13 protein-coding genes, 4 tRNA genes, 3 rRNA genes and 1 riboswitch are annotated in these 21,914 nt (G+C 54.4%); of the genes, 4 read left to right on the plus strand and 16 right to left on the minus strand.

From position 1 onward, the window contains the following. Positions 1-2 precede the first annotated feature (2 nt). From ilvD to ilvL, 5 genes are all read right to left on the minus strand, one after another. Complete coding sequence (gene ilvD / locus EBL_RS18460; protein WP_002444134.1) at positions 3-1,853, minus strand: dihydroxy-acid dehydratase; 1,851 nt, start codon at positions 1,851-1,853, stop codon at positions 3-5. 72 nt (positions 1,854-1,925) lie between these two features. Further along, positions 1,926-2,855, minus strand: a complete 930-nt coding sequence (locus EBL_RS18465) for a branched-chain amino acid transaminase (RefSeq protein ID WP_002444132.1) — start codon at positions 2,853-2,855, stop codon at positions 1,926-1,928. Positions 2,856-2,872: 17 nt separating this feature from the next. Next, complete coding sequence (ilvM, locus tag EBL_RS18470) at positions 2,873-3,136, minus strand: acetolactate synthase 2 small subunit (RefSeq protein ID WP_002444130.1); 264 nt, start codon at positions 3,134-3,136, stop codon at positions 2,873-2,875. Further along, the gene (gene ilvG, locus EBL_RS18475; protein WP_002444128.1) at positions 3,133-4,779 is read right to left on the minus strand and encodes an acetolactate synthase 2 catalytic subunit; all 1,647 of its coding nucleotides are present in this window, start codon (positions 4,777-4,779) and stop codon (positions 3,133-3,135) included. The genes ilvM and ilvG overlap by 4 nt, the downstream gene beginning before the upstream one ends. A gap of 139 nt (positions 4,780-4,918) precedes the next feature. Beyond that, entirely contained in the window at positions 4,919-5,017 is a 99-nt protein-coding gene (ilvL, locus tag EBL_RS20200; protein ID WP_071840843.1) for an ilv operon leader peptide, read from the minus strand. Positions 5,018-5,344: 327 nt separating this feature from the next. On the opposite strand from ilvL, the gene EBL_RS18480 reads away from it, so the two are divergent. Continuing rightward, positions 5,345-6,865 carry a YifB family Mg chelatase-like AAA ATPase gene (locus tag EBL_RS18480; RefSeq protein ID WP_002444127.1) on the plus strand — a complete coding sequence of 507 codons (1,521 nt, stop codon included), beginning with the start codon at positions 5,345-5,347 and terminating at the stop codon, positions 6,863-6,865. A gap of 27 nt (positions 6,866-6,892) precedes the next feature. Here EBL_RS18480 and EBL_RS18485 read toward each other — a convergent pair whose 3' ends face one another. After that, complete coding sequence (locus EBL_RS18485) at positions 6,893-7,231, minus strand: MaoP family protein (protein ID WP_002444126.1); 339 nt, start codon at positions 7,229-7,231, stop codon at positions 6,893-6,895. 119 nt (positions 7,232-7,350) lie between these two features. Here EBL_RS18485 and hdfR point away from each other — a divergent pair, with 119 nt between their 5' ends. After that, positions 7,351-8,211, plus strand: coding sequence for an HTH-type transcriptional regulator HdfR (gene hdfR, locus EBL_RS18490; RefSeq protein WP_002444125.1), 861 nt, complete (start codon positions 7,351-7,353; stop codon positions 8,209-8,211). Between the two features lie 121 nt (positions 8,212-8,332). Here hdfR and EBL_RS18495 read toward each other — a convergent pair. The 9 genes from EBL_RS18495 to btuB all read right to left on the minus strand — a co-directional run bounded on the left by EBL_RS18495 (position 8,333) and on the right by btuB (position 16,923). Next, a tRNA-Trp gene (locus EBL_RS18495) sits at positions 8,333-8,408 on the minus strand. 9 nt (positions 8,409-8,417) lie between these two features. Then, positions 8,418-8,494, minus strand: a tRNA-Asp gene (locus EBL_RS18500). A 90-nt stretch (positions 8,495-8,584) separates the two neighbouring features. Further along, positions 8,585-8,700: ribosomal RNA gene (gene rrf / locus EBL_RS18505) — 5S ribosomal RNA — on the minus strand. Between the two features lie 211 nt (positions 8,701-8,911). Next, a 23S ribosomal RNA gene (locus EBL_RS18510) occupies positions 8,912-11,814 on the minus strand. A 162-nt stretch (positions 11,815-11,976) separates the two neighbouring features. Beyond that, positions 11,977-12,052 (minus strand) — tRNA-Ala (locus EBL_RS18515). A 106-nt stretch (positions 12,053-12,158) separates the two neighbouring features. Beyond that, positions 12,159-12,235, minus strand: a tRNA-Ile gene (locus EBL_RS18520). A 71-nt stretch (positions 12,236-12,306) separates the two neighbouring features. Beyond that, a 16S ribosomal RNA gene (locus EBL_RS18525) occupies positions 12,307-13,848 on the minus strand. Together the 16S, 23S and 5S rRNA genes with 4 tRNA genes alongside form the textbook arrangement of a ribosomal RNA operon. 407 nt (positions 13,849-14,255) lie before the next feature. Then, complete coding sequence (murI, locus tag EBL_RS18530) at positions 14,256-15,107, minus strand: glutamate racemase (protein WP_002442747.1); 852 nt, start codon at positions 15,105-15,107, stop codon at positions 14,256-14,258. Further along, the gene (gene btuB, locus EBL_RS18535) at positions 15,052-16,923 is read right to left on the minus strand and encodes a TonB-dependent vitamin B12 receptor BtuB (protein ID WP_002442745.1); all 1,872 of its coding nucleotides are present in this window, start codon (positions 16,921-16,923) and stop codon (positions 15,052-15,054) included. Before btuB ends, murI begins: the two co-directional genes overlap by 56 nt. Positions 16,924-16,988: 65 nt before the next feature. Continuing rightward, positions 16,989-17,172: riboswitch (cobalamin riboswitch) on the minus strand. Positions 17,173-17,289: 117 nt separating this feature from the next. On the opposite strand from btuB, the gene trmA reads away from it, so the two are divergent. Then, a complete protein-coding gene (trmA, locus tag EBL_RS18540; protein ID WP_002442743.1) occupies positions 17,290-18,396 on the plus strand; it encodes a tRNA (uridine(54)-C5)-methyltransferase TrmA in 1,107 nt (368 codons plus the stop codon). Between the two features lie 83 nt (positions 18,397-18,479). On the opposite strand, the gene EBL_RS18545 is transcribed toward trmA, so the two are convergent. Beyond that, positions 18,480-19,667, minus strand: coding sequence for an OmpP1/FadL family transporter (locus EBL_RS18545; RefSeq protein ID WP_002442741.1), 1,188 nt, complete (start codon positions 19,665-19,667; stop codon positions 18,480-18,482). Positions 19,668-20,281: 614 nt separating this feature from the next. Here EBL_RS18545 and EBL_RS18550 point away from each other — a divergent pair. Further along, the gene (locus EBL_RS18550) at positions 20,282-21,874 is read left to right on the plus strand and encodes an arylsulfatase (protein WP_014716251.1); all 1,593 of its coding nucleotides are present in this window, start codon (positions 20,282-20,284) and stop codon (positions 21,872-21,874) included. Positions 21,875-21,914: the final 40 nt, after the last annotated feature.

The raw sequence follows: 21,914 nt of genomic DNA on the forward strand, positions 1-21,914 counted from the left end.
CATCAACCCCCGAGTTTCGATTTATCGCGCACCGCGCCCTGATCGGCACTGGTGGCAAGGCTTGCATAGGCGCGCAGGGCAAAGGAAACCTGGCGGTTACGATCAACTGGCGTCCAGGCCCGGGCGCCACGGGCCTCCTGCGCCTCACGGCGGCAGGCCAGCTCCTGTGGGTCAACCACCAGCGAAATACTGCGCGACGGGATATCAATATCGATAATATCGCCGTTCTGGATCAGGCCGATGGTGCCGCCATTGGCCGCTTCCGGGGAGACATGGCCAATGGACAAGCCAGAGGTGCCGCCGGAGAAGCGGCCATCGGTAATCAGCGCACAGGATTTACCCAGCCCCATCGATTTCAGGAAGCTGGTGGGGTACAGCATTTCCTGCATCCCCGGGCCGCCTTTCGGCCCCTCATAGCGAATGACCACCACATCACCGGCCACCACCTTGCCCCCGAGGATAGCCTCAACCGCATCATCCTGGCTTTCATAGACTTTTGCCGGGCCGCGGAAGGTCAGGTTGCTGTCATCCACACCGGCGGTTTTCACGATACAGCCTTTCTCGGCAAAATTGCCGTACAGCACCGCCAGGCCCCCTTCCAGACTATAGGCGTGCTCCAGGGAGCGGATACATCCCTCCTGGCGATCGTCATCCAGCGAGTCCCAGCGGCAGGACTGGGAAAATGCCTGCGTCGTGCGGATACCCGCCGGGCCTGCGGTAAACAGGGTTTTTACCGCCGGATCATCCGTCTGCATAATGTCGTAGCGGGCCAGGGTCTCCCCCAGGCTCAGCCCGAGGATATTTTTCACGTCGCGGTTCAGTAACCCGGCGCGATCCAGCTCCCCTAAGATCCCCATCACGCCCCCCGCCCGGTGCACATCTTCCATATGGTATTTCTGGGTGCTCGGCGCCACCTTACACAGCTGGGGCACTTTGCGCGACAGGCGATCAATATCGCTCATGGTGAAGTCCACCTCACCCTCCTGGGCTGCCGCCAGCAGGTGCAGTACCGTATTGGTGGAGCCGCCCATGGCGATATCGAGCATCATGGCGTTTTCAAACGCGGCTTTGCTGGCAATGGTGCGCGGCAGGGCGCTGGCATCGTCCTGCTCGTAATAGCGCTTTGTCAGCTCCACGATGCGCTTACCGGCATTTTCAAACAGCGTTTTACGATCCACATGGGTCGCCAGCAGGGAACCGTTTGCCGGCTGGGATAACCCCAGTGCTTCCGTCAGGCAGTTCATGGAGTTGGCGGTGAACATTCCGGAGCAGGAGCCACAGGTCGGGCAGGCGGAACGCTCATACTGGGCGCTGACCTCGTCACTCACCGACGGGTTAGCCCCCTGGATCATCGCATCAATCAGATCCAGTTTGATGATTTTATCGGACAGTTTGGTTTTCCCGGCTTCCATAGGGCCGCCGGAAACAAAGATAACCGGAATATTCAGGCGCAGTGCCGCCATCAGCATCCCCGGGGTTATCTTATCGCAGTTCGAAATACACACCATGGCGTCCGCACAGTGGGCATTGACCATATATTCTACCGAGTCAGCAATAAGCTCCCGGGATGGCAGTGAATAAAGCATGCCTCCGTGCCCCATGGCGATACCGTCATCGACCGCAATGGTATTGAACTCTTTGGCGACCCCACCCGCAGCCTCAATTTGCTCTGCCACCAGTTTGCCCAGATCGCGCAGATGCACGTGGCCCGGAACAAACTGCGTGAACGAGTTAACAACCGCAATAATCGGTTTTCCGAAGTCACCATCGGTCATACCGGTGGCGCGCCACAGTGCGCGGGCGCCCGCCATATTACGGCCGTGCGTTGAGGTAGCTGAACGATACTTAGGCATGCTTTATTTACTCCCCGGTCTGTCGGTGTAAACCGGGCGATCCATAGCCGCCCGGTTGTTATTTGCGTGGTATTACTGGTTTACAGGATCCAGCCAGCCCCATTTGTCTTCGGTTTCGCCGGTGAACAGGCCAAAGAACGCCTGCTGCAGGCGTTTGGTGACCGGGCCACAGCGGCCAGCACCCACCTGAATACCGTCGACACTCCGCACCGGGGTGATTTCCGCCGCAGTACCGGACATAAACACCTCGTCGGCCAGGTACAGGGATTCGCGGGACAGCACCTGCTCACGCACTTCGATACCCATATCTTTCGCCAGTTTGATGATGGCATCACGGGTGATCCCCGGCAGGGCGGAAGAGGTAAACGGCGGGGTAAACAGAACGCCGTCTTTCACTTCAAACAGGTTTTCGCCTGCCCCTTCAGAGATATAGCCGTTCACATCCAGCGCAATACCTTCCTGGTAACCGTGGCGGCGTGCTTCGCTACCCACCAGCAGGGAGGACAAGTAGTTACCGCCCGCTTTCGCGGCAGTGGGGATAGTGTTCGGTGCCACGCGGTTCCAGGAGGAGACCATCGCGTCGATCCCCTGGTCCAGGGCCTCTGCCCCCAGGTAAGCCCCCCAGGGGAAGGCAGCGATAATCACATCCGTGGTGTACCCTTCCGGCGGGTTAACCCCCATGCCCACATCCCCCACGAAAACCAGCGGGCGAATATAAGCCCCGGTGAGCTTATTTTTACGGATAACCTGACGGGTGGCTTCCATCAGTTCATCAACACTCTGAGAGACCGGGAAGCGGTAAATTTTGGCTGAATCATGCAAACGCTGCATATGTTCACGATGACGGAACACCACCGGGCCTTTGTGAGAGTCATAGCAGCGAATGCCTTCAAAGACGGAAGTACCGTAGTGCAGCGCATGGGACATGACGTGCACTTTTGCTTCGCCCCAGGGAACCATCTCACCATTGAACCAGATGTAATCAGCTTTTTTGGTTGTCATTTTTCTTCCTTTTGCGCTCAGGCGCGGATTTGTTGTGATTGTGATGTCAGTTGGTGTACTTCAACGCGAGCCACGTCGGCTAATTTACTCAACTGGCTAAACAGTAATTCGACAGGACGCAGACTGGCAACGGTCAATTCGAGATTAATATCGTCCGCCGCCAGATCTGTTTCCATGTTCATGGCGCAGATCTGAAAGCCCCGGTGGCGCACCACGCGCAAAATACGCTCTACGGTTTCCGGTCTGAAGCGGGCATTCACGGCAAGCTGATGATGCATCATGATAATTTCTCCAGCATTTGTGAGTTACTGGCACCCGGGGGCACCAGCGGCCAGACGTTCTCAAGCTCATCGATTGAGACATGCAGCAGGTAAGGGCCTTCGCTATTCAGCATCTGGTCTATTGCCGCTTCTACCTGGTCTTTACGGGTTATATGCTGGCCGGGGATCCCGAAGGATTGCGCCAGCATCAGAAAATCGGGGTTATCAGTCAGGGTGGTTTCGCTGTAGCGCTCTTCAAAGAACAACTGCTGCCACTGGCGCACCATGCCCAGGCGCTGGTTATCCAGCAGCACGATTTTGACCGGTAACTGTTTGCGCTTAATAGTGCCCAGTTCCTGAACATTCATCATAAATGAACCATCACCGGAGACGCAGATAACCGTATCGTCCGGGCGCGCCACCTGAGCGCCAACCGCCGCAGGCAGGCCAAAGCCCATGGTGCCTAACCCACTGGAGGTGATGAAATTTTCCGGGCGGCTGAAGGTCATATGCTGCGCCGACCACATCTGGTGCTGGCCGACATCGGTCGTGACAACCGCGTTGTGTGGTTTGCGCTCGGATAACTGCCTGAGCAACAGCGGGGCAAAGATGGACTGGCCCGGATGGTCATAACGCCAGGCGTGCTGCTCACGTAATGCCGCCACCTCCTCCAGCCAGGGAGCAACAGACAGCGGCTGAGCCAGCGCCGGGAATAACTGATTCAGATCGCCACACAGGCTCACGTGGGCATGGCGCAGTTTGCTCATTTCCGCCGGGTCGATATCCATATGAATAACACGGGCGTGGGGAGCAAATGTCTCCAGCTTGCCGGTGACGCGATCATCAAAGCGCGCGCCAGCGGCGATTAACAGATCGCACGACTGCACCGCCAGGTTCGCGGCTTTGGTGCCGTGCATACCAATCATTCCCAGATACCCCGGGTGCTGATGATCGGCCGCTCCCAGCCCTTTCAGGGTAGACACCACCGGGATCCGCGTCCGGGTGATGAAATCGCGCAACGCAGGCACCGCATTCGCCATACCCACGCCACCGCCTACGTACAACACCGGTTTTTGGGCGGTATTCAGCATCTGGCGGGCTTCGGCGATGGCCAGGTCAGGAAAGCTCAGCACCGCGTCCACCGCAGACAATACCGGCTCCAGCGCGCCACAGGCTAACTGGATATTTTTCGGGATATCAACCAGTACCGGGCCCGGCCGTCCAGAACGCGCAATGGTGAAGGCCTCGGCAATAATGGCCGGCAGCTCTTCCAGAGACTGGACCATAAAACTGTGCTTCGTGCAGGCCAGGGACAACCCCAGTACGTCCACCTCCTGGAAGGCATCCGTCCCGATCAGCGGAGCAGCAACCTGGCCGGTGATCGCCACCACCGGAACAGAGTCCAGCAGGGCATCCGCCAGGCCCGTTATCAGGTTAGTGGCCCCCGGCCCTGACGTGGCAATGCAGACGCCGGTTTTACCCGTGGCCCGGGCATAGCCGATAGCCGCCATGGCCGCACCCTGTTCGTGTCGGCACAGCAGGTGCTCCACACCACCGTCATACAGGGCATCGTAGACCGGCATAATTGCGCCACCAGGATAACCAAATACGGTTTCAACTCCCTGCGCCCGCAAAGCATGTACCACCCACTGTGCCCCGTTCATAGTTAGTTCCCCGCCTTAGTTTGCGGAAAACAGAATTTTGTGCTGCAACTTGTCATATCTGCTCCTCGCCAGTTTTATCGAAACATAAAAAAACCCCCGGACCTTTCGGTGCGGGGGTTTCGTTGATTCAGCTTGATTTCTAAGCCTTTTCTCCTCGAAGTGCAGCCCCGCACGGTGGGATAATAATCACCACCACGCTAATCACGACCAGGCTAATCACTAGTAGGAGGGCTGTCATTTTCTGTATGTTCTTACGTCTTGTTCGAAGGAATGCCTAAAGAGTTATCACAGAGTTAACAAACAACACAAGATTTATTTATGCATTTTTTCGCCGCTAAACAAATCAGCTTCGTTAACCATATTGTTTTTTAAGGAATTATTTTTACATGAAAGATATTCATTAACCGGCACAAAAAATATTCAGCAAAAAATACGTGATATGCCGCAAACATCTGCAATAAATCTGCTAAATCGCGCTTATTTATCGCGATCCACATTCTGAGATTCACCATCACTGTTCGTCTTTATTTTCCGCCCTGGTTACTGTTCCGGTAACGGAGGAACCATGACACTTGCAAGAATTCATACCCGGGCAGCGCTGGGGATCGCGGCACCTTATGTCACCGTAGAGGCACATATCAGCGCCGGGTTGCCCGCGCTCACCATTGTCGGCTTACCCGAAACCACAGTGAAAGAGTCCCGGGATCGGGTGCGCAGTGCCATCATTAACAGTGGTTATACCTTCCCGGCACGTAAAATTACTATCAACCTCGCACCGGCTGATTTACCCAAAGAGGGCAGCCGCTATGATCTCCCCATTGCTATTGCACTTCTGGCAGCGTCAGAGCAGCTTTCTGCCACTGCACTGAACCAGTATGAGTTCATTGGTGAACTGGCGCTCACAGGCGCAATGCGGGGGGTTTGCGGGGCCATATCCAGTGCCATCCAGGCAAGCCACGCTGGCAGAGAAATGATTGTCCCTCAGGATAACGAAGCTGAAGTGGGGCTGATTGACGGGCCTGGCTGTTATGTTGCCGGAACGCTGCTGGAAGTCTGCGCCATTCTTGAAGGCAAACAGCCTCCACTGCGGCCCCGGGCACCGGATCCCACCCCGGCGGAACAGGCTGAAGATTTGCGCGACATTATTGGCCAGGAGCAGGGAAAACGGGCGCTGGAGATAACCGCTGCGGGCGGCCACAATCTGCTGTTCATCGGCCCACCTGGCACGGGGAAAACCATGCTGGCGACACGCCTTATCGGGCTGCTTCCCCCGCTAACCCTGAGCGAAGCGCTGGAGAGCGCCGCCATAAAGAGCCTGGCGGATAACCGGGAGCTGGCCGCCACCTGGCGCCAGCGGCCCTTTCGCGCCCCTCACCACAGTGCATCATTGAATGCGATGGTGGGTGGCGGGCGTATACCGCTACCGGGGGAGATTTCGCTGGCCCATAACGGCGTGCTGTTTCTTGATGAATTACCGCAATTTGAACGCCGGGCGCTGGATGCCCTGCGCGAACCCATTGAAACCGGTGAAATTCATTTATCGCGCACCCGGGCAAAAATACATTATCCAGCCCGTTTTCAGCTGATAGCCGCCATGAATCCCAGCCCCGGGGGCCATTATCAGGGTGAGCTGAACCGCTCTACCCCCGGGCAAATCCTGCGCTATCTCAGCCGGTTATCCGGGCCCTTTCTCGACCGGTTTGATATTACCCTGGAAGTCCCGCTGCTCGCCCCGGGGATGCTCAGCCAGGGGCATACCGCAGGGGAAACCAGCGCGACCGTAAGAGAGCGGGTTATTCAGGCCCGGGCGTTGCAGCTTGCCCGGCAGCACAAACTTAATGCACAGCTCAGCAGCCAGGAGGTAAATGCCCTATGCCCGCTGGAAAAACCAGACGCCCGCTGGCTTGAAGAGGCAATAACGCAGCTGGGGTTATCCATCAGAGCCTGGCAGCGAATACTGAAGGTGGCCCGGACGATTGCCGATCTCGCCGGTGCTGAGCAGTTGGAGAAAAAACACCTTCAGGAGGCGCTCAGCTACCGGGCTATGGACAGGCTGTTAATCCATCTGCAAAAACAACTGGCATAAAAAAAGGGGCTTGCGCCCCTGGTTGTATCAGTCGTCACTTTCTGTGTAGTCTTCCGCGCCTTCCATCTGCGGCTTACCACCAGACAGGGTGTGGAAACGCTTCGGGCGTTTTACACGCGAAGTGTATTTAGACCAGATACGCTCTGCTTCAGTAGCCGGTTCACGTTCACCGCGACACATGGCCACAAACAGCGTTTCTTCATCCGTAGCGGGTTCACGTTTGCCGAGATCCAGATCATTAAAGGCATGGCCGCAACGCTCAAGCATCTGCGCTTCTTTAATGGTGAAATCCCCATGGCGAGAGAACCCGCGCGGGTAATTTTTATTGTCGAAAAATCGATTAGTCGTCGTAAAGCTTTCCGCCATCCTACACGCTCCTAATTCTCTTGGCCGGGCTATTTATGGCGCGGAGTATTAGATAGGCTTGACAGAGTGTAAAACAAAAGATTTAAATCATATCGAATGATTTTTTTTAGGGGTGGGCTGTGGATACCGAATTACTGAAAACCTTTCTCGAAGTCAGCCGCACAAGGCACTTCGGCAGAGCGGCAGAAGCGCTCTATTTGACACAGTCCGCCGTCAGTTTCCGTATTCGCCAGCTTGAGAATCAGCTGGGAGTGAACCTGTTTACCCGCCACCGGAACAACATCAGATTAACCCCGGCCGGGGAGCGTTTACTTCCCTATGCCGAAAACCTGATGAATACCTGGCTGGCCGCCAAAAAAGAGGTGGCCCAGACCGCGAGGCATAATGAGTTTTCCATCGGAGCCAGCCCGGCACTGTGGGAGTCCCTGCTAACCGGCTGGCTCAAACAACTCTATAAAGATAACTCAGGTATGCAGTTTGAGGCACGCATTGCCCAGCGCCAGTCGCTGGTAAAGCAACTGCATGAGCGCCAGCTGGATCTGCTGATCACCACCGAATCCCCGAAAATGGACGAGCTCGCCAGCCAGTTGCTGGGCCATTTTGATCTTGCGCTGTACTGCGTCTCTCCGGCCCGGCCCCGGGCGGATCTGAATTACTTACGCCTGGAGTGGGGGCCGGACTTTCAGCAGCACGAAACGGCGCTGCTGGCCAGCGATGAGCTGCCAGAGCTGACCACCAGTTCCGCGCAACTGGTGGTGAATATGCTGTCAGACATGAACGGTTTTGCCTGGCTGCCTGGCGTCTGGGCAGGTCGCCAGCGTGATCTGGTACAGATAACCGATGGTCAGAGCATCAGCAGGCCGCTCTACGCTATCTGGCTGCTGAACAGCGATAAGCAATCTCAGATAAAAAACCTGCTCAAGTCCCTTCCCCTGGACGAGCAGGTATCAGAAATGCCTGTACCGGCCCCTGCCGGGTAAAGCGGGCAGGTTAATACAGATAACCGTACGGTGATATAAAATAGCGGGAATGGCGCAGGTAGCGCTGTTTTGCTGAATTGCGGGCAAAAAAAATCCCTAGCCGAAGCTAAGGATGATTTTTTGGCAGGGGCGGAGGGACTCGAACCCCCAACACCCGGTTTTGGAGACCGGTGCTCTACCAATTGAACTACGCCCCTAAATAAGGGTGGCGGAACGGACGGGACTCGAACCCGCGACCCCCTGCGTGACAGGCAGGTATTCTAACCAACTGAACTACCGCTCCACCGAATTTTTCTACTGCTCCGGGTATTATGTCCCGGTTTACTGCTTAACTACTCAGATACCCGTTATCACAACGTTTATCCTGATTGGAGCCTGGCAGTTCCCTACTCTCGCATGGGGAGACCCCACACTACCATCGGCGCTACGGCGTTTCACTTCTGAGTTCGGCATGGGGTCAGGTGGGACCACCGCGCTACGGCCGCCAGGCATATTCTTTGTGCTCATGTCCGTCTTTTTCTTTTGCACCACACCCGCGTTGGCTGCGCTCGCTCGCAACAGTCACTTACTTCAGTAAGCTCCTGTCGTCTCGTTCTCTTGCCGCCTTGCTGTGGCTCAAAATCGAAAAGACTTACATCATCTATCCGGTAACAAGCTGAATATCGTCTCGTCTCTCACACCAAAACATCTTTGGCGTTGTAAGGTTAAGCCTCACGGTTCATTAGTACCGGTTAGCTCAATGCATCGCTGCACTTACACACCCGGCCTATCAACGTCGTCGTCTTCAACGTTCCTTCAGGAGACTTTAAGTCTCAGGGAGAACTCATCTCGGGGCAAGTTTCGTGCTTAGATGCTTTCAGCACTTATCTCTTCCGCATGTAGCTACCGGGCAATGCCATTGGCATGACAACCCGAACACCAGTGATGCGTCCACTCCGGTCCTCTCGTACTAGGAGCAGCCCCCCTCAGTTCTCCAGCGCCCACGGCAGATAGGGACCGAACTGTCTCACGACGTTCTAAACCCAGCTCGCGTACCACTTTAAATGGCGAACAGCCATACCCTTGGGACCTACTTCAGCCCCAGGATGTGATGAGCCGACATCGAGGTGCCAAACACCGCCGTCGATATGAACTCTTGGGCGGTATCAGCCTGTTATCCCCGGAGTACCTTTTATCCGTTGAGCGATGGCCCTTCCATTCAGAACCACCGGATCACTAAGACCTGCTTTCGCACCTGCTCGAGCCGTCACTCTCGCAGTCAAGCTAGCTTATGCCTTTGCACTAACCTCCTGATGTCCGACCAGGATTAGCTAACCTTCGTGCTCCTCCGTTACTCTTTGGGAGGAGACCGCCCCAGTCAAACTACCCACCAGACACTGTCCGCAACCCGGATTACGGGTCTACGTTAGAACATCAAACATTAAAGGGTGGTATTTCAAGGTTGGCTCCATGCAGACTGGCGTCCACACTTCAAAGCCTCCCACCTATCCTACACATCAAGGCTCAATGTTCAGTGTCAAGCTATAGTAAAGGTTCACGGGGTCTTTCCGTCTTGCCGCGGGTACACTGCATCTTCACAGCGAGTTCAATTTCACTGAGTCTCGGGTGGAGACAGCCTGGCCATCATTACGCCATTCGTGCAGGTCGGAACTTACCCGACAAGGAATTTCGCTACCTTAGGACCGTTATAGTTACGGCCGCCGTTTACCGGGGCTTCGATCAGGAGCTTCGCTTGCGCTGACCCCATCAATTAACCTTCCGGCACCGGGCAGGCGTCACACCGTATACGTCCACTTTCGTGTTTGCACAGTGCTGTGTTTTTAATAAACAGTTGCAGCCAGCTGGTATCTTCGACTGACTTCAGCTCCACCCGCAGGGGCTTCACCTACATGTCAGCGTGCCTTCTCCCGAAGTTACGGCACCATTTTGCCTAGTTCCTTCACCCGAGTTCTCTCAAGCGCCTTGGTATTCTCTACCTGACCACCTGTGTCGGTTTGGGGTACGATTTCATGTTACCTGATGCTTAGAGGCTTTTCCTGGAAGCAGGGCATTTGTTACTTCAGCACCGTAGTGCCTCGTCATCACGCCTCAGTGTTAAAGTGAACCGGATTTGCCTGGTCCACACACCTACACGCTTAAACCGGGACGACCGTCGCCCGGATAACATAGCCTTCTCCGTCCCCCCTTCGCAGTAACACCAAGTACAGGAATATTAACCTGTTTCCCATCGACTACGCCTTTCGGCCTCGCCTTAGGGGTCGACTCACCCTGCCCCGATTAACGTTGGACAGGAACCCTTGGTCTTCCGGCGTGCGGGTTTTTCACCCGCATTATCGTTACTTATGTCAGCATTCGCACTTCTGATACCTCCAGCAGCCCTCACAGACCACCTTCAACGGCTTACAGAACGCTCCCCTACCCAACAACACATAGTGTCGCTGCCGCAGCTTCGGTGCACAGTTTAGCCCCGTTACATCTTCCGCGCAGGCCGACTCGACCAGTGAGCTATTACGCTTTCTTTAAATGATGGCTGCTTCTAAGCCAACATCCTGGCTGTCTGGGCCTTCCCACATCGTTTCCCACTTAACTGTGACTTTGGGACCTTAGCTGGCGGTCTGGGTTGTTTCCCTCTTCACGACGGACGTTAGCACCCGCCGTGTGTCTCCCGTGATAACATTCTGTGGTATTCGTAGTTTGCATCGGGTTGGTAAGTCGGGATGACCCCCTAGCCGAAACAGTGCTCTACCCCCACAGATGAGTTCACGAGGCGCTACCTAAATAGCTTTCGGGGAGAACCAGCTATCTCCCGGTTTGATTGGCCTTTCACCCCCAGCCACAAGTCATCCGCTAATTTTTCAACATTAGTCGGTTCGGTCCTCCAGTTAGTGTTACCCAACCTTCAACCTGCCCATGGCTAGATCACCGGGTTTCGGGTCTATACCCTGCAACTTAACGCCCAGTTAAGACTCGGTTTCCCTGCGGCTCCCCTATTCGGTTAACCTTGCTACAGAATATAAGTCGCTGACCCATTATACAAAAGGTACGCAGTCACACCCCGAAGGATGCTCCCACTGCTTGTACGTACACGGTTTCAGGTTCTTTTTCACTCCCCTCGCCGGGGTTCTTTTCGCCTTTCCCTCACGGTACTGGTTCACTATCGGTCAGTCAGGAGTATTTAGCCTTGGAGGATGGTCCCCCCATCTTCAGACAGGATATCACGTGTCCCGCCCTACTCATCGAGTTCACAACATGTGCATTTTCGTGTACGGGGCTTTCACCCTGTATCGCGCGACTTTCCAGACGCTTCCACTAACACACACGCTGATTCAGACTCTGGGCTGCTCCCCGTTCGCTCGCCGCTACTGGGGGAATCTCGGTTGATTTCTTTTCCTCGGGGTACTTAGATGTTTCAGTTCCCCCGGTTCGCCTCGTTAGCCTATGTATTCAGCTAACGATAGTGTGTCGAAACACACTGGGTTTCCCCATTCGGACATCGCCGGGTCAAAGGTTCATATCACCTCGCCGGCGCTTTTCGCAGATTAGCACGTCCTTCATCGCCTCTGACTGCCAGGGCATCCACCGTGTACGCTTAGTCGCTTAACCTCACAACCCGAAGATGTCTTCAGGTGTGATAATTTGAGAGACTCATAAACGCTTGCGCGTTTATTGTTTCAATTTTCAGCTTGTTCCAGATTTTTAAAGAGCAAAACTTCGCAACACACTTATTCAGTATGTTCTGAAGTTTTTTTATTTCCGAGCAGATGATGGTGGAGCTATGCGGGATCGAACCGCAGACCTCCTGCGTGCAAAGCAGGCGCTCTCCCAGCTGAGCTATAGCCCCATCGTAGCAACAACCCCGTGAACCTAATTCATTCTGAGACAAGGCGTGGAACCGCGAAGCATACTAAAGTATGCGAGCTGTTTCACAACACAGTATCAGGATGAATTGGTAGGCCTGAGTGGACTCGAACCACCGACCTCACCCTTATCAGGGGTGCGCTCTAACCACCTGAGCTACAAGCCTGCCGGAGTATTACTGCTCGTTATTTTCTATCAGACAATCTGTGTGAGCACTAAAAGGTTGTATCTTTAAGGTAAGGAGGTGATCCAACCGCAGGTTCCCCTACGGTTACCTTGTTACGACTTCACCCCAGTCATGAATCACAAAGTGGTAAGCGCCCTCCCGAAGGTTAAGCTACCTACTTCTTTTGCAACCCACTCCCATGGTGTGACGGGCGGTGTGTACAAGGCCCGGGAACGTATTCACCGTGGCATTCTGATCCACGATTACTAGCGATTCCGACTTCATGGAGTCGAGTTGCAGACTCCAATCCGGACTACGACGCACTTTATGAGATCCGCTTGCTCTCGCGAGGTCGCTTCTCTTTGTATGCGCCATTGTAGCACGTGTGTAGCCCTGGTCGTAAGGGCCATGATGACTTGACGTCATCCCCACCTTCCTCCAGTTTATCACTGGCAGTCTCCCCTGAGTTCCCACCCGAAGTGCTGGCAACAGAGGATAGGGGTTGCGCTCGTTGCGGGACTTAACCCAACATTTCACAACACGAGCTGACGACAGCCATGCAGCACCTGTCTCATAGCTCCCGAAGGCACCAAGGCATCTCTGCCAAGTTCTATGGATGTCAAGACCAGGTAAGGTTCTTCGCGTTGCATCGAATTAAACCACATGCTCCACCGCTTGTGCGGGCCCCCGTCAATTCATTTGAGTTTTAACCTTGCGGCCGTACTCCCCAGGCGGTCAACTTAACGCGTTAGCTCCGGAAGCCACGGTTCAAGACCACAACTTCCAAGTTGACATCGTTTACGGCGTGGACTACCAGGGTATCTAATCCTGTTTGCTCCCCACGCTTTCGCACCTGAGCGTCAGTCTTCGTCCAGGGGGCCGCCTTCGCCACCGGTATTCCTCCAGATCTCTACGCATTTCACCGCTACACCTGGAATTCTACCCCCCTCTACGAGACTCAAGCTGACCAGTTTCAAATGCAGTTCCCAGGTTAAGCCCGGGGATTTCACATCTGACTTAATCAACCGCCTGCGTGCGCTTTACGCCCAGTAATTCCGATTAACGCTTGCACCCTCCGTATTACCGCGGCTGCTGGCACGGAGTTAGCCGGTGCTTCTTCTGCGGGTAACGTCAATGACTAAGGTTATTAACCTTAATCCCTTCCTCCCCGCTGAAAGTACTTTACAACCCGAAGGCCTTCTTCATACACGCGGCATGGCTGCATCAGGCTTGCGCCCATTGTGCAATATTCCCCACTGCTGCCTCCCGTAGGAGTCTGGACCGTGTCTCAGTTCCAGTGTGGCTGGTCATCCTCTCAGACCAGCTAGGGATCGTCGCCTAGGTGAGCCGTTACCCCACCTACTAGCTAATCCCATCTGGGCACATCCGATGGTATGAGGCCCGAAGGTCCCCCACTTTGGTCTTGCGACATTATGCGGTATTAGCTACCGTTTCCAGTAGTTATCCCCCTCCATCAGGCAGTTTCCCAGACATTACTCACCCGTCCGCCACTCGTCAGCAAATCAGCAAGCTGATTTCTGTTACCGTTCGACTTGCATGTGTTAAGCCTGCCGCCAGCGTTCAATCTGAGCCATGATCAAACTCTTCAATTCAAAGTTTGATGCTCAAAAGCTGACTTTCGATAAATCGAAAACTGTTCATTCGTAATGAATTAACTGCTTAGTCACTCTTTGAGACTTGATAATCATTTTTCGTCTTGCGACGTTAAGATATCAGTGCCTTAGAGTGCCCACACAGATTGTCTGATAAATTGTTAAAGAGCAGTGCGACGCGCTTGGCGCTCTGTCGCGAGGTCCCGTATAATACGTTTTCCTCTTTCAAAGTCAACTGTTTATTTTCACATTTCGTTACTCGTAAACCTTGTCAACTCTGCCTGACTGGCGGGCTGTGAAGCCGTTGTGCCGTGTCAGTGGGAGCGCATTATAGGGAGTTCCTGACGGCTGGCAACCCCTGTTTTTAAAATAATTTACCAACCGTCTTTTTTTTGCACAATTGCCGATTAAAGCGGCAGTTTTTCCAGCCCCGGGAAGCCATATCGCGCCAGAACGGGCAATAATTGCGCAGTCTGTGTTGTGTAATCCATACAGAACGCAATATTCGGCCCGCAAGATTTCACATCCGGTGCGTCATTTTCCAGCAGCCAGGCTGTCCGGCGCGCAATTGCCGCACCGGAATCCACCAGCCGGGTGCCTTCAGGCAGCACCTGCGCCAGCTCTTCACGTAAAAGCGGGAAATGGGTACACCCCAAAACAACCGTATCAGGCGGCTCCGGCATGCGCAGCCACGGGCGCAAAATTTTGCGCAGCTCCTCCAGATTCACCTGCTCGCCATGCAGCTTCGCTTCAGCAAGTTCCACCAGCTCTGCAGAGCCGAGCATCTCTATCTGGCACTCTGTCGCAAAACGCTCCACCAGCTCATGGGTGTAATGGCGCTTCACCGTACCGCGGGTAGCCAGCAGCCCGACAATGCCATTGGCGGTTAAACGGGCAGCCGGTTTAATGGCGGGAACAACCCCGACCACAGGGAAGTTAAATTTCTCACGTAATGCGGGAAGAGATACGGTACTGGCCGTATTACAGGCCACCACCGTCAGCGCCAGGGGGTAACGCTGCTGAACGGCATTTACTATCTCGACCACCCGCTCAACAATAAAGGCTTCTGTCTTCTCCCCGTAAGGGAATCCGACATTGTCAAAAGCATAGATATAACGCAGATCCGGCAGTAACTGCCGGATTTCATCATAGACAGACAGCCCACCCACGCCGGAATCAAAAACCAGCACCGTGGGCCGTGCATCAGAATGTGTAGCTGCCAGACAAGAAGTATTCCCGTCCTGCAGTTTGGTAGCCATAAACCGTCTCGTAGTCTTTATCGAACAGGTTGGCTACTTTACCACGAACTGTCAGATGAGGGGTGAGCGGATAGGAAGCCGATATGTCTACCGTACTGTAGCTGGGAAGAACCTGCTGCTGCGAATTGTACCGGGAGGTGTTGTTGTCATAACGCCGGCCGTAGTATTGCCACGCCACGTCCATATCGACATTAAACATGGTCCAGTCCAGTTGGTATTTTGCCTGGCGTTTTGAACGACGGGCGAGCACCTCATTATTCTCATCATTACGCGGATCAATATACTGCAAGGTCACGCGATGGCTGAATATGCCGGTATCAAAGCTCCCGGTCCACTCCACGCCTTTAATTGTTGCGGAGTTTATATTGTCGTACGCGCCAGCATAGGTCACCGGATCGGAATAATAGGTTATCAGGTTATCTATCTTGTAACGGTATGCAGAAAGCCGCCAGTCCAGCGGGCCGGTTAAGCCTTCAAGCCCTGCTTCCCACTGCCTGGACTCTTCCGGTTTCAGGTTCGGGTTGGAGGCGATATTAAAGCGGTTGGATCCAAACTGCTGGCCCAGAGACGGTGCCAGGAACCCGGTGCCGTAAGAGAGCGTTACCCGGTAGTTGTCCACAAACTGCCAGCCTGCTGATGCCTGCCAGGTTCCGTGCCAGCCGAACTGCTCGTCGTGATCTTCACGGCCGGAGGCCTCCAGCGTGACATCCCCCACCTGCTGCTGCCCGGTGAGATATAAACCGGTGTCGTTGCGTTTATAGGAGTCTGACTTGCGGGTATCCGATGAGGTCAGCCGCTGCTGTTGCCAGTCTACCCCGGCGCTGACCGAGCCGTGGCCGACAATCAGGTTATTGCCCCACTGCAGGTTACGCTGGCTCATATTGTCGAGGGTGGTCCCGTCTTTATAGCGCCCGTAAATACTGCTGTAGTTATAGTCCTTCACTTTCTGGTAGCTGGCGAGCAGCTGGGTTGAGTAAATACCTGACTGGTATTGCAGGCCCGTGTCCCACGCCTGATGATACAGTTGCTCTTCGTCGGCGCTGTAGGCGGCCGAATACGGTGGGCTGCCCAGGTCATAATCCACATTATTACTGTAGCTGTGCGCCCGGAAGAACCCGCTCAGGCTCTTGCTGAACTGGTGCTCAACATTGCCCCAGAAGGTTTTGTTGCGAAAGCCGTCCCGGTCCTGGTCGTGGCTCCAGCTGGAGCCGGGCTGCACATTAAAGCCTTTCGTGGTTTCGTAAGATCCGGCAACCGTCGCCACCGTGTCGCCAAAGCGCTGGCGCAGGGTGCCGTCGTAATGCTGATAGCCCCGGGACCCCATTCCGGCATCAATTTTCGATTCATCCGTCTCGCTGTGGGTGATGATATTGATAACCCCGCCCATAGCGCCGGAGCCATAAATAGCCGAGCGTGGCCCGCGGATATATTCCACGCGCTGCACCAGCGACAGCGGGATCTGGTTAAGGTCCGGGTTATTGGTGATCCCCGGGCGGGTCATCGGAATGCCGTCGACCAGGATTAATGTCTGGCGGGTTTCAGTACCACGAATAAACAGCGACGAGGACTGCCCCATTCCGCCGTACTGAGCAATATCCACCCCGGGTAAGCGGCGGATCACGTCATTCAGTGATTTGGCCTGCCAGCGATCGATTTCCTCGCGGGTAACCACATCAATCGGCGCCAGTACGGTATTTACCGGCTGGCGGAAGCGGCTGGCGGTAATCACAATATCACTTTCGCTGGTATCCTGCGCCCAGCCAGAAAATGCCGTTACAGACAGAGCTGTAATCAGCGGGAGATGTAATTTTTCCATTGTAAACTCAAAGCATCACGTAAAGGATGCCGCGGACATAAGTGATAGCACGCGATACTTATGTCAGGTGCGACGTGTCTCCGGCAGGTCTTCGGGCTCAGGGGTGATTACGGATGAGGACTTCCCGTTCAGTTAAACAGTGTCTGCAATAGCGTTCATCCACCTACCTTTACCGCTGCGCGTCAGCCCCAGATTTTCACTGGATTCCCTTTTCGCTCTTGTAAAGAGACCGGAAACGCGATGCTACAGGTTGTCACATATAGATGTCCAGACTTCCGTTTCTGGTAACATATCCACAGGAGGCTGGACATCACCATTCCAGGCCCTACAATCCCCGGCTATTGATTCATCACCCAGGACCCAAGCATGACGCCTGAACATCTGCCTACCGGGCAATACGACGCACAACTGGCCGAAAAGGTACAGCGCCTGCAAACCATGATGGCCCCCTTTTCTGCCCCGGCGCCGGAGGTCTTTCGCTCGCCAGTCAGCCACTACCGGATGCGCGCTGAGTTCCGTATCTGGCATGAGGGTGATGACCTGTACCACATTATGTTTGATCAGCAGACCAAACAGCGTATCCGGGTAGACCGCTTCCCGGCTGCCAGTGAGCTGATTAACCAATTGATGCCTGAAATGCTCAGCGGTATCCGCGCCAGCCAGGTATTACGCCATAAGCTGTTTCAGCTCGATTACCTGACGACAACCAGCGGCCAGGCAGTGGTCACTCTGATTTACCACCGCCCGCTGGACGACGAGTGGCGCGCCCAGGCGCTTGCGCTGCGCGACAATCTGCGCGCACGCGGGTTTAACCTGCAGTTTATTGGCCGGGCGACCAAAACCAAGATTGAGCTGGACTGTGATTACGTGGATGAGACTCTGCTGATCGCGGGCAAGCCAATGATTTATCGCCAGGTGGAAAACAGCTTCACCCAGCCTAACGCCCGGGTAAATATCCATATGCTGGAGTGGGCGCTGGATGTCACCCGGGGTTCACGCGGGGATCTGCTGGAGCTGTATTGCGGTAATGGCAACTTTTCGCTGGCGCTGGCGCGTAACTTCAGCCAGGTACTGGCTACAGAAATTGCGAAGCCTTCCGTGGCGGCGGCGCAGTTTAATATTGCGGCCAACCAGATTGATAACGTGCAGATCATCCGTATGTCTGCCGAAGAGTTCACCCAGGCGATGAACGGGGTGCGCACCTTTAATCGCCTGCAGGGTATTGATCTGAAAAGCTACCAGTGCGAAACGATTTTTGTCGATCCGCCGCGCAGTGGTCTGGACAGCGATACGCTGAGCATGGTCCAGGGGTATCCGCGTATTCTGTATATCTCCTGTAACCCGCAGACGCTTTGCGAAAACCTCGCCACCCTGAGCCAGACCCACAAGGTTGAGCGCCTGGCGCTGTTTGACCAGTTCCCCTACACCCACCATATGGAATGCGGCGTGCTCTTAACCCTTAAGAATCAATAAGCAGCACCAGAAACCACGCAGAAAATCCCCGTATGGTGCACATACGGGGATTTTCTTTTTGATGCGTACCCGGTTCTGCCAGGTCAGAACTGATAACTGTAGTTGATGCTGGCGAACCACAGATACGGATCGTCGTAGTGGCCTTTGTAGTGTTCCGGTGACTGGACGCGGGACGACTGCATATGCAGATACGACACGGCCACACCAATATTGCTCTGCGGCGTCAGCTGATACTGCGCGCCAGCGGCGAACCGCCATTCATCACCGGTTGGAAGCGTCAACGCCACATCGCTCTGGGTATCATAGACCGTACTGTCAAAGGCCACCCCCGCGTTTATACGCCACTGCTCCGTCGGGCGATACTGCACGCCCAGCGCCGTATGCCATGAGTCTTTCAGGCGGCTGCGCTTATCCACCTGCTGGCCGGCAACGGTTATTTGTGGCGCACCGAACTGGCTCCAGTCCTGCCAGCCGAGATCACCCATTACCGACCACTGCTTATTCAGGTCGTGCACTACGCTCAGCATGATCTGCTGAGGCGCGCGAACCTGTGCGGAGATGGGCAATTCATACTCAGTGTTCAGCAAATTGGGGAAACGCGCCTTGCCGTCAACATCGAAATCGTATTTGGTTTTGCTGGTCCAGGTGATACCGGCGCGGGTCTGGTCGGTGAGTTCCATCAACAGACCGAGGCGATAGCTCATGGCCCAGTCATGATCCTTATCTTTCTCGTCATATCCTCCGACGTTACGCGTCAGGGAGAGAAAGCCGTAGTTGACGTTGACGGAGCCGCCCACCGAGAGCCTGTCGTTCAGTTTATAGGCCAGTGAAGGGCTCAGGGTCATGGCGACCATGGAGCTTTTGCTGATCAGCCGGTCCCCAGCCCAGCGGCCAAAATCGATACCCAGCCCGTAGTTACCATACAGCCCAATCCCGGCATAAAGCGCATCATTAACCTTCTGGCTGTAGAACGCGCTGGCATTGGGGAAAAAGCGCATAATATCACCGGGACTCTGGCGGCCATTACTGTCATCAAGGTGATAGGAGACGTCGCCATCCATTGCCTGTAACCCACCCGTGAACATGTGTTCCGGCAGGCGCGTCATCCCCGCCGGGTTGGTGACGATGGTGGAAGCATCCTGGGCGCGAGCTGCCTGGCCCGCGCCAGCGAGCGCGGTATCCTCCGTCCCGATTTCATAAAAATAGAGCGCGCTGGCATGCGCCGCTGGTGTGCAGAGGAGTCCCAGACAAACCAATATCGATTTTTTCATTCACCACCCGAGATTGTTTTGATTATTGAAAGGATTACCGTTCATTAAAGCGTGGGTTTTACAGTACAAAGATAGCTATCTTCACCCAGTCCATAGCACGCCCGGAAAAACCAGCGACTCACCCGCCGTTATAAAGCTGCCGGTAATATGACGGCATATTGAATGATAAACGTTATTCATATATCACCTTCGCAACTCATCAAACTGAAATGATTTACACCCCATCATAATATCGACATATAAAATCATAGAGTTAAGTAAAAATAGCTCTACTTTATCAGTAGCAGATAAATAAATAACGCGATCGCATTTTTTAATGCCTGTCCAGAACAATACTATCAATAATATATCAGCCCTTTCCAGAGCAGGATTTGTTTTTGGCGTTATTATTTGAAAATTTATTTTTAAATAAAATTTTCATAGCGTGAAATACGCTTTTTATCTAACCTACGTCCTGACGAGAATCTATAGCATCGCTTATTAATCACCGGGAAAGCGCCATAATTAGCGATACGATTTTTTACTGAACCTTTTAATTTTCCTCAGGAAAATACTGATCAATTTGATTTCACTTCTATACTCAAATAGCCTTCCTGATGAACGGAGTTCCAACAATGCGAAAGAACAGCCCTTTTAAAAGGACAATGCTTGCCAGTATGCTGACGCTAGCCGCTGGTGCCGTGTCCACTGCTTATGCGGCGCCGGCAGCGACAAACGCTGCGGAAAATGCGCCAAAACAAAATGCGTCAAAACCTAATATCGTCGTCATTTTTGGCGATGATATCGGTTACTGGAATATTAGTTCCTACAACCAGGGAACAATGGGTTATAAAACACCGAATATTGACAGTATTGCAGCCCAGGGGGCGAAGTTTACCTCCTATTATGCCGAACAAAGTTCTACCGCCGGACGTTCAGCGTTTATTACCGGGCAGATGCCATTCCGTACCGGGATGAGTAAAGTTGGGATGCCGGGTGCGCCGCAGGGTCTGAGAAAAGAGGACCCGACCATTGCCAGTATCCTTAAACAGCTGGGCTACGCGACCGGTCAGTTTGGTAAAAACCATCTGGGCGACCGCGATGAATTCCTGCCAACGGCCCACGGTTTTGATGAGTTTCTTGGCAACCTCTACCACCTGAACGCCGAGGAAGAGCCGGAGAATCCGGATTACCCGAAAGATCCGGCGTTTCGTAAAGAGTTCGGCCCGCGCGGCGTGATTAAGAGTACCGCCGACGGCAAGATTGAAGACACCGGCCCGCTGACCGTGAAGCGCATGGGCACTGTCGACGAAGAGACGCTTGCTGCCAACAACGACTTTATGGAACGCCAGGTGAAAGCAGGGAAACCGTTCTTCACCTGGTACAACACCACCCGTATGCATAACAAAACCCACCTGAAAGATGCCAGCATCGGCGCGACAGGCCTGGGCACCTACGCAGACGGCATGGTGGAGCACGATAAAATCGTCGGTGAAGTGCTGAAGAAGATTAAAGATCTCGGCATTGAAGACAACACCATTCTCATCTACACCACCGATAACGGCCCGATGACAGCAACCTGGCCGGATGCGGGCGAAACGCCATTCCGCGGCGAGAAGAACACCGGCTGGGAAGGTGGCTTCCGCGTTCCGGCCATGGTCCGCTGGCCGGGCCATATCAAACCGGGCACCATCGTTGACAGCATTTTCGCCAGCTACGACTGGTTCCCGACCCTGGTGGCGGCCGCAGGCGACCCGAACATCAAACAAGAGCTGCTGAAAGGGTATAAAACCACCGCCATGACCTACAAGGTGCATCTGGACGGCTACAACCAGCTCGACTTCCTGCAGGGTAAAGGCAAAAACCAGCGTAACGAATTCTTCTACTGGAGCGATGACGGCGACCTGCTGGCGATGCGCTACGGCCGCTGGAAAGCGCACTTTATGATTCAGGAGCACGAAGGGCTCGATCTGTGGCGTTATCCCTTCACGAAATTACGCGCACCGATGATCTTCGACCTGGAAGTCGACCCGCTGGAGAAAGGGGATAAAGGGCTGGGTTATCAGTCCTGGTTCTACGACCGCATGTTCCTGATGGGCGGTGCCCAGAAATACGCGAAGCAGATGCTGGCGACCTTTAAAGAGTTCCCGCCGCGTCAGAAACCGGGGTCATTTACCATTTCCGACGCCTCCGCGATGCTGGAGCAGGGTTCTGGTATCAATAAATAATGCACTCCCGGGCAGGCTGCATGCGGCCTGCCCGCCGGTT

The organism is Shimwellia blattae DSM 4481 = NBRC 105725, assembly GCF_000262305.1.
GTDB lineage: Bacteria > Pseudomonadota > Gammaproteobacteria > Enterobacterales > Enterobacteriaceae > Shimwellia > Shimwellia blattae.

Coding starts and splice junctions, on each gene's coding strand:
- ilvM (WP_002444130.1), bottom strand. CDS start 3,136: ATGATGCATCATCAGCTTGCCGTGAATGCCCGCTTCAGACCGGAAACC.
- btuB (WP_002442745.1), bottom strand. CDS start 16,923: ATGGAAAAATTACATCTCCCGCTGATTACAGCTCTGTCTGTAACGGCA.
- EBL_RS18465 (WP_002444132.1), bottom strand. CDS start 2,855: ATGACAACCAAAAAAGCTGATTACATCTGGTTCAATGGTGAGATGGTT.
- EBL_RS18550 (WP_014716251.1), top strand. CDS start 20,282: ATGCGAAAGAACAGCCCTTTTAAAAGGACAATGCTTGCCAGTATGCTG.
- EBL_RS18485 (WP_002444126.1), bottom strand. CDS start 7,231: ATGGCGGAAAGCTTTACGACGACTAATCGATTTTTCGACAATAAAAAT.
- EBL_RS18545 (WP_002442741.1), bottom strand. CDS start 19,667: ATGAAAAAATCGATATTGGTTTGTCTGGGACTCCTCTGCACACCAGCG.
- ilvD (WP_002444134.1), bottom strand. CDS start 1,853: ATGCCTAAGTATCGTTCAGCTACCTCAACGCACGGCCGTAATATGGCG.
- EBL_RS18480 (WP_002444127.1), top strand. CDS start 5,345: ATGACACTTGCAAGAATTCATACCCGGGCAGCGCTGGGGATCGCGGCA.
- ilvL (WP_071840843.1), bottom strand. CDS start 5,017: ATGACAGCCCTCCTACTAGTGATTAGCCTGGTCGTGATTAGCGTGGTG.
- trmA (WP_002442743.1), top strand. CDS start 17,290: ATGACGCCTGAACATCTGCCTACCGGGCAATACGACGCACAACTGGCC.
- ilvG (WP_002444128.1), bottom strand. CDS start 4,779: ATGAACGGGGCACAGTGGGTGGTACATGCTTTGCGGGCGCAGGGAGTT.
- murI (WP_002442747.1), bottom strand. CDS start 15,107: ATGGCTACCAAACTGCAGGACGGGAATACTTCTTGTCTGGCAGCTACA.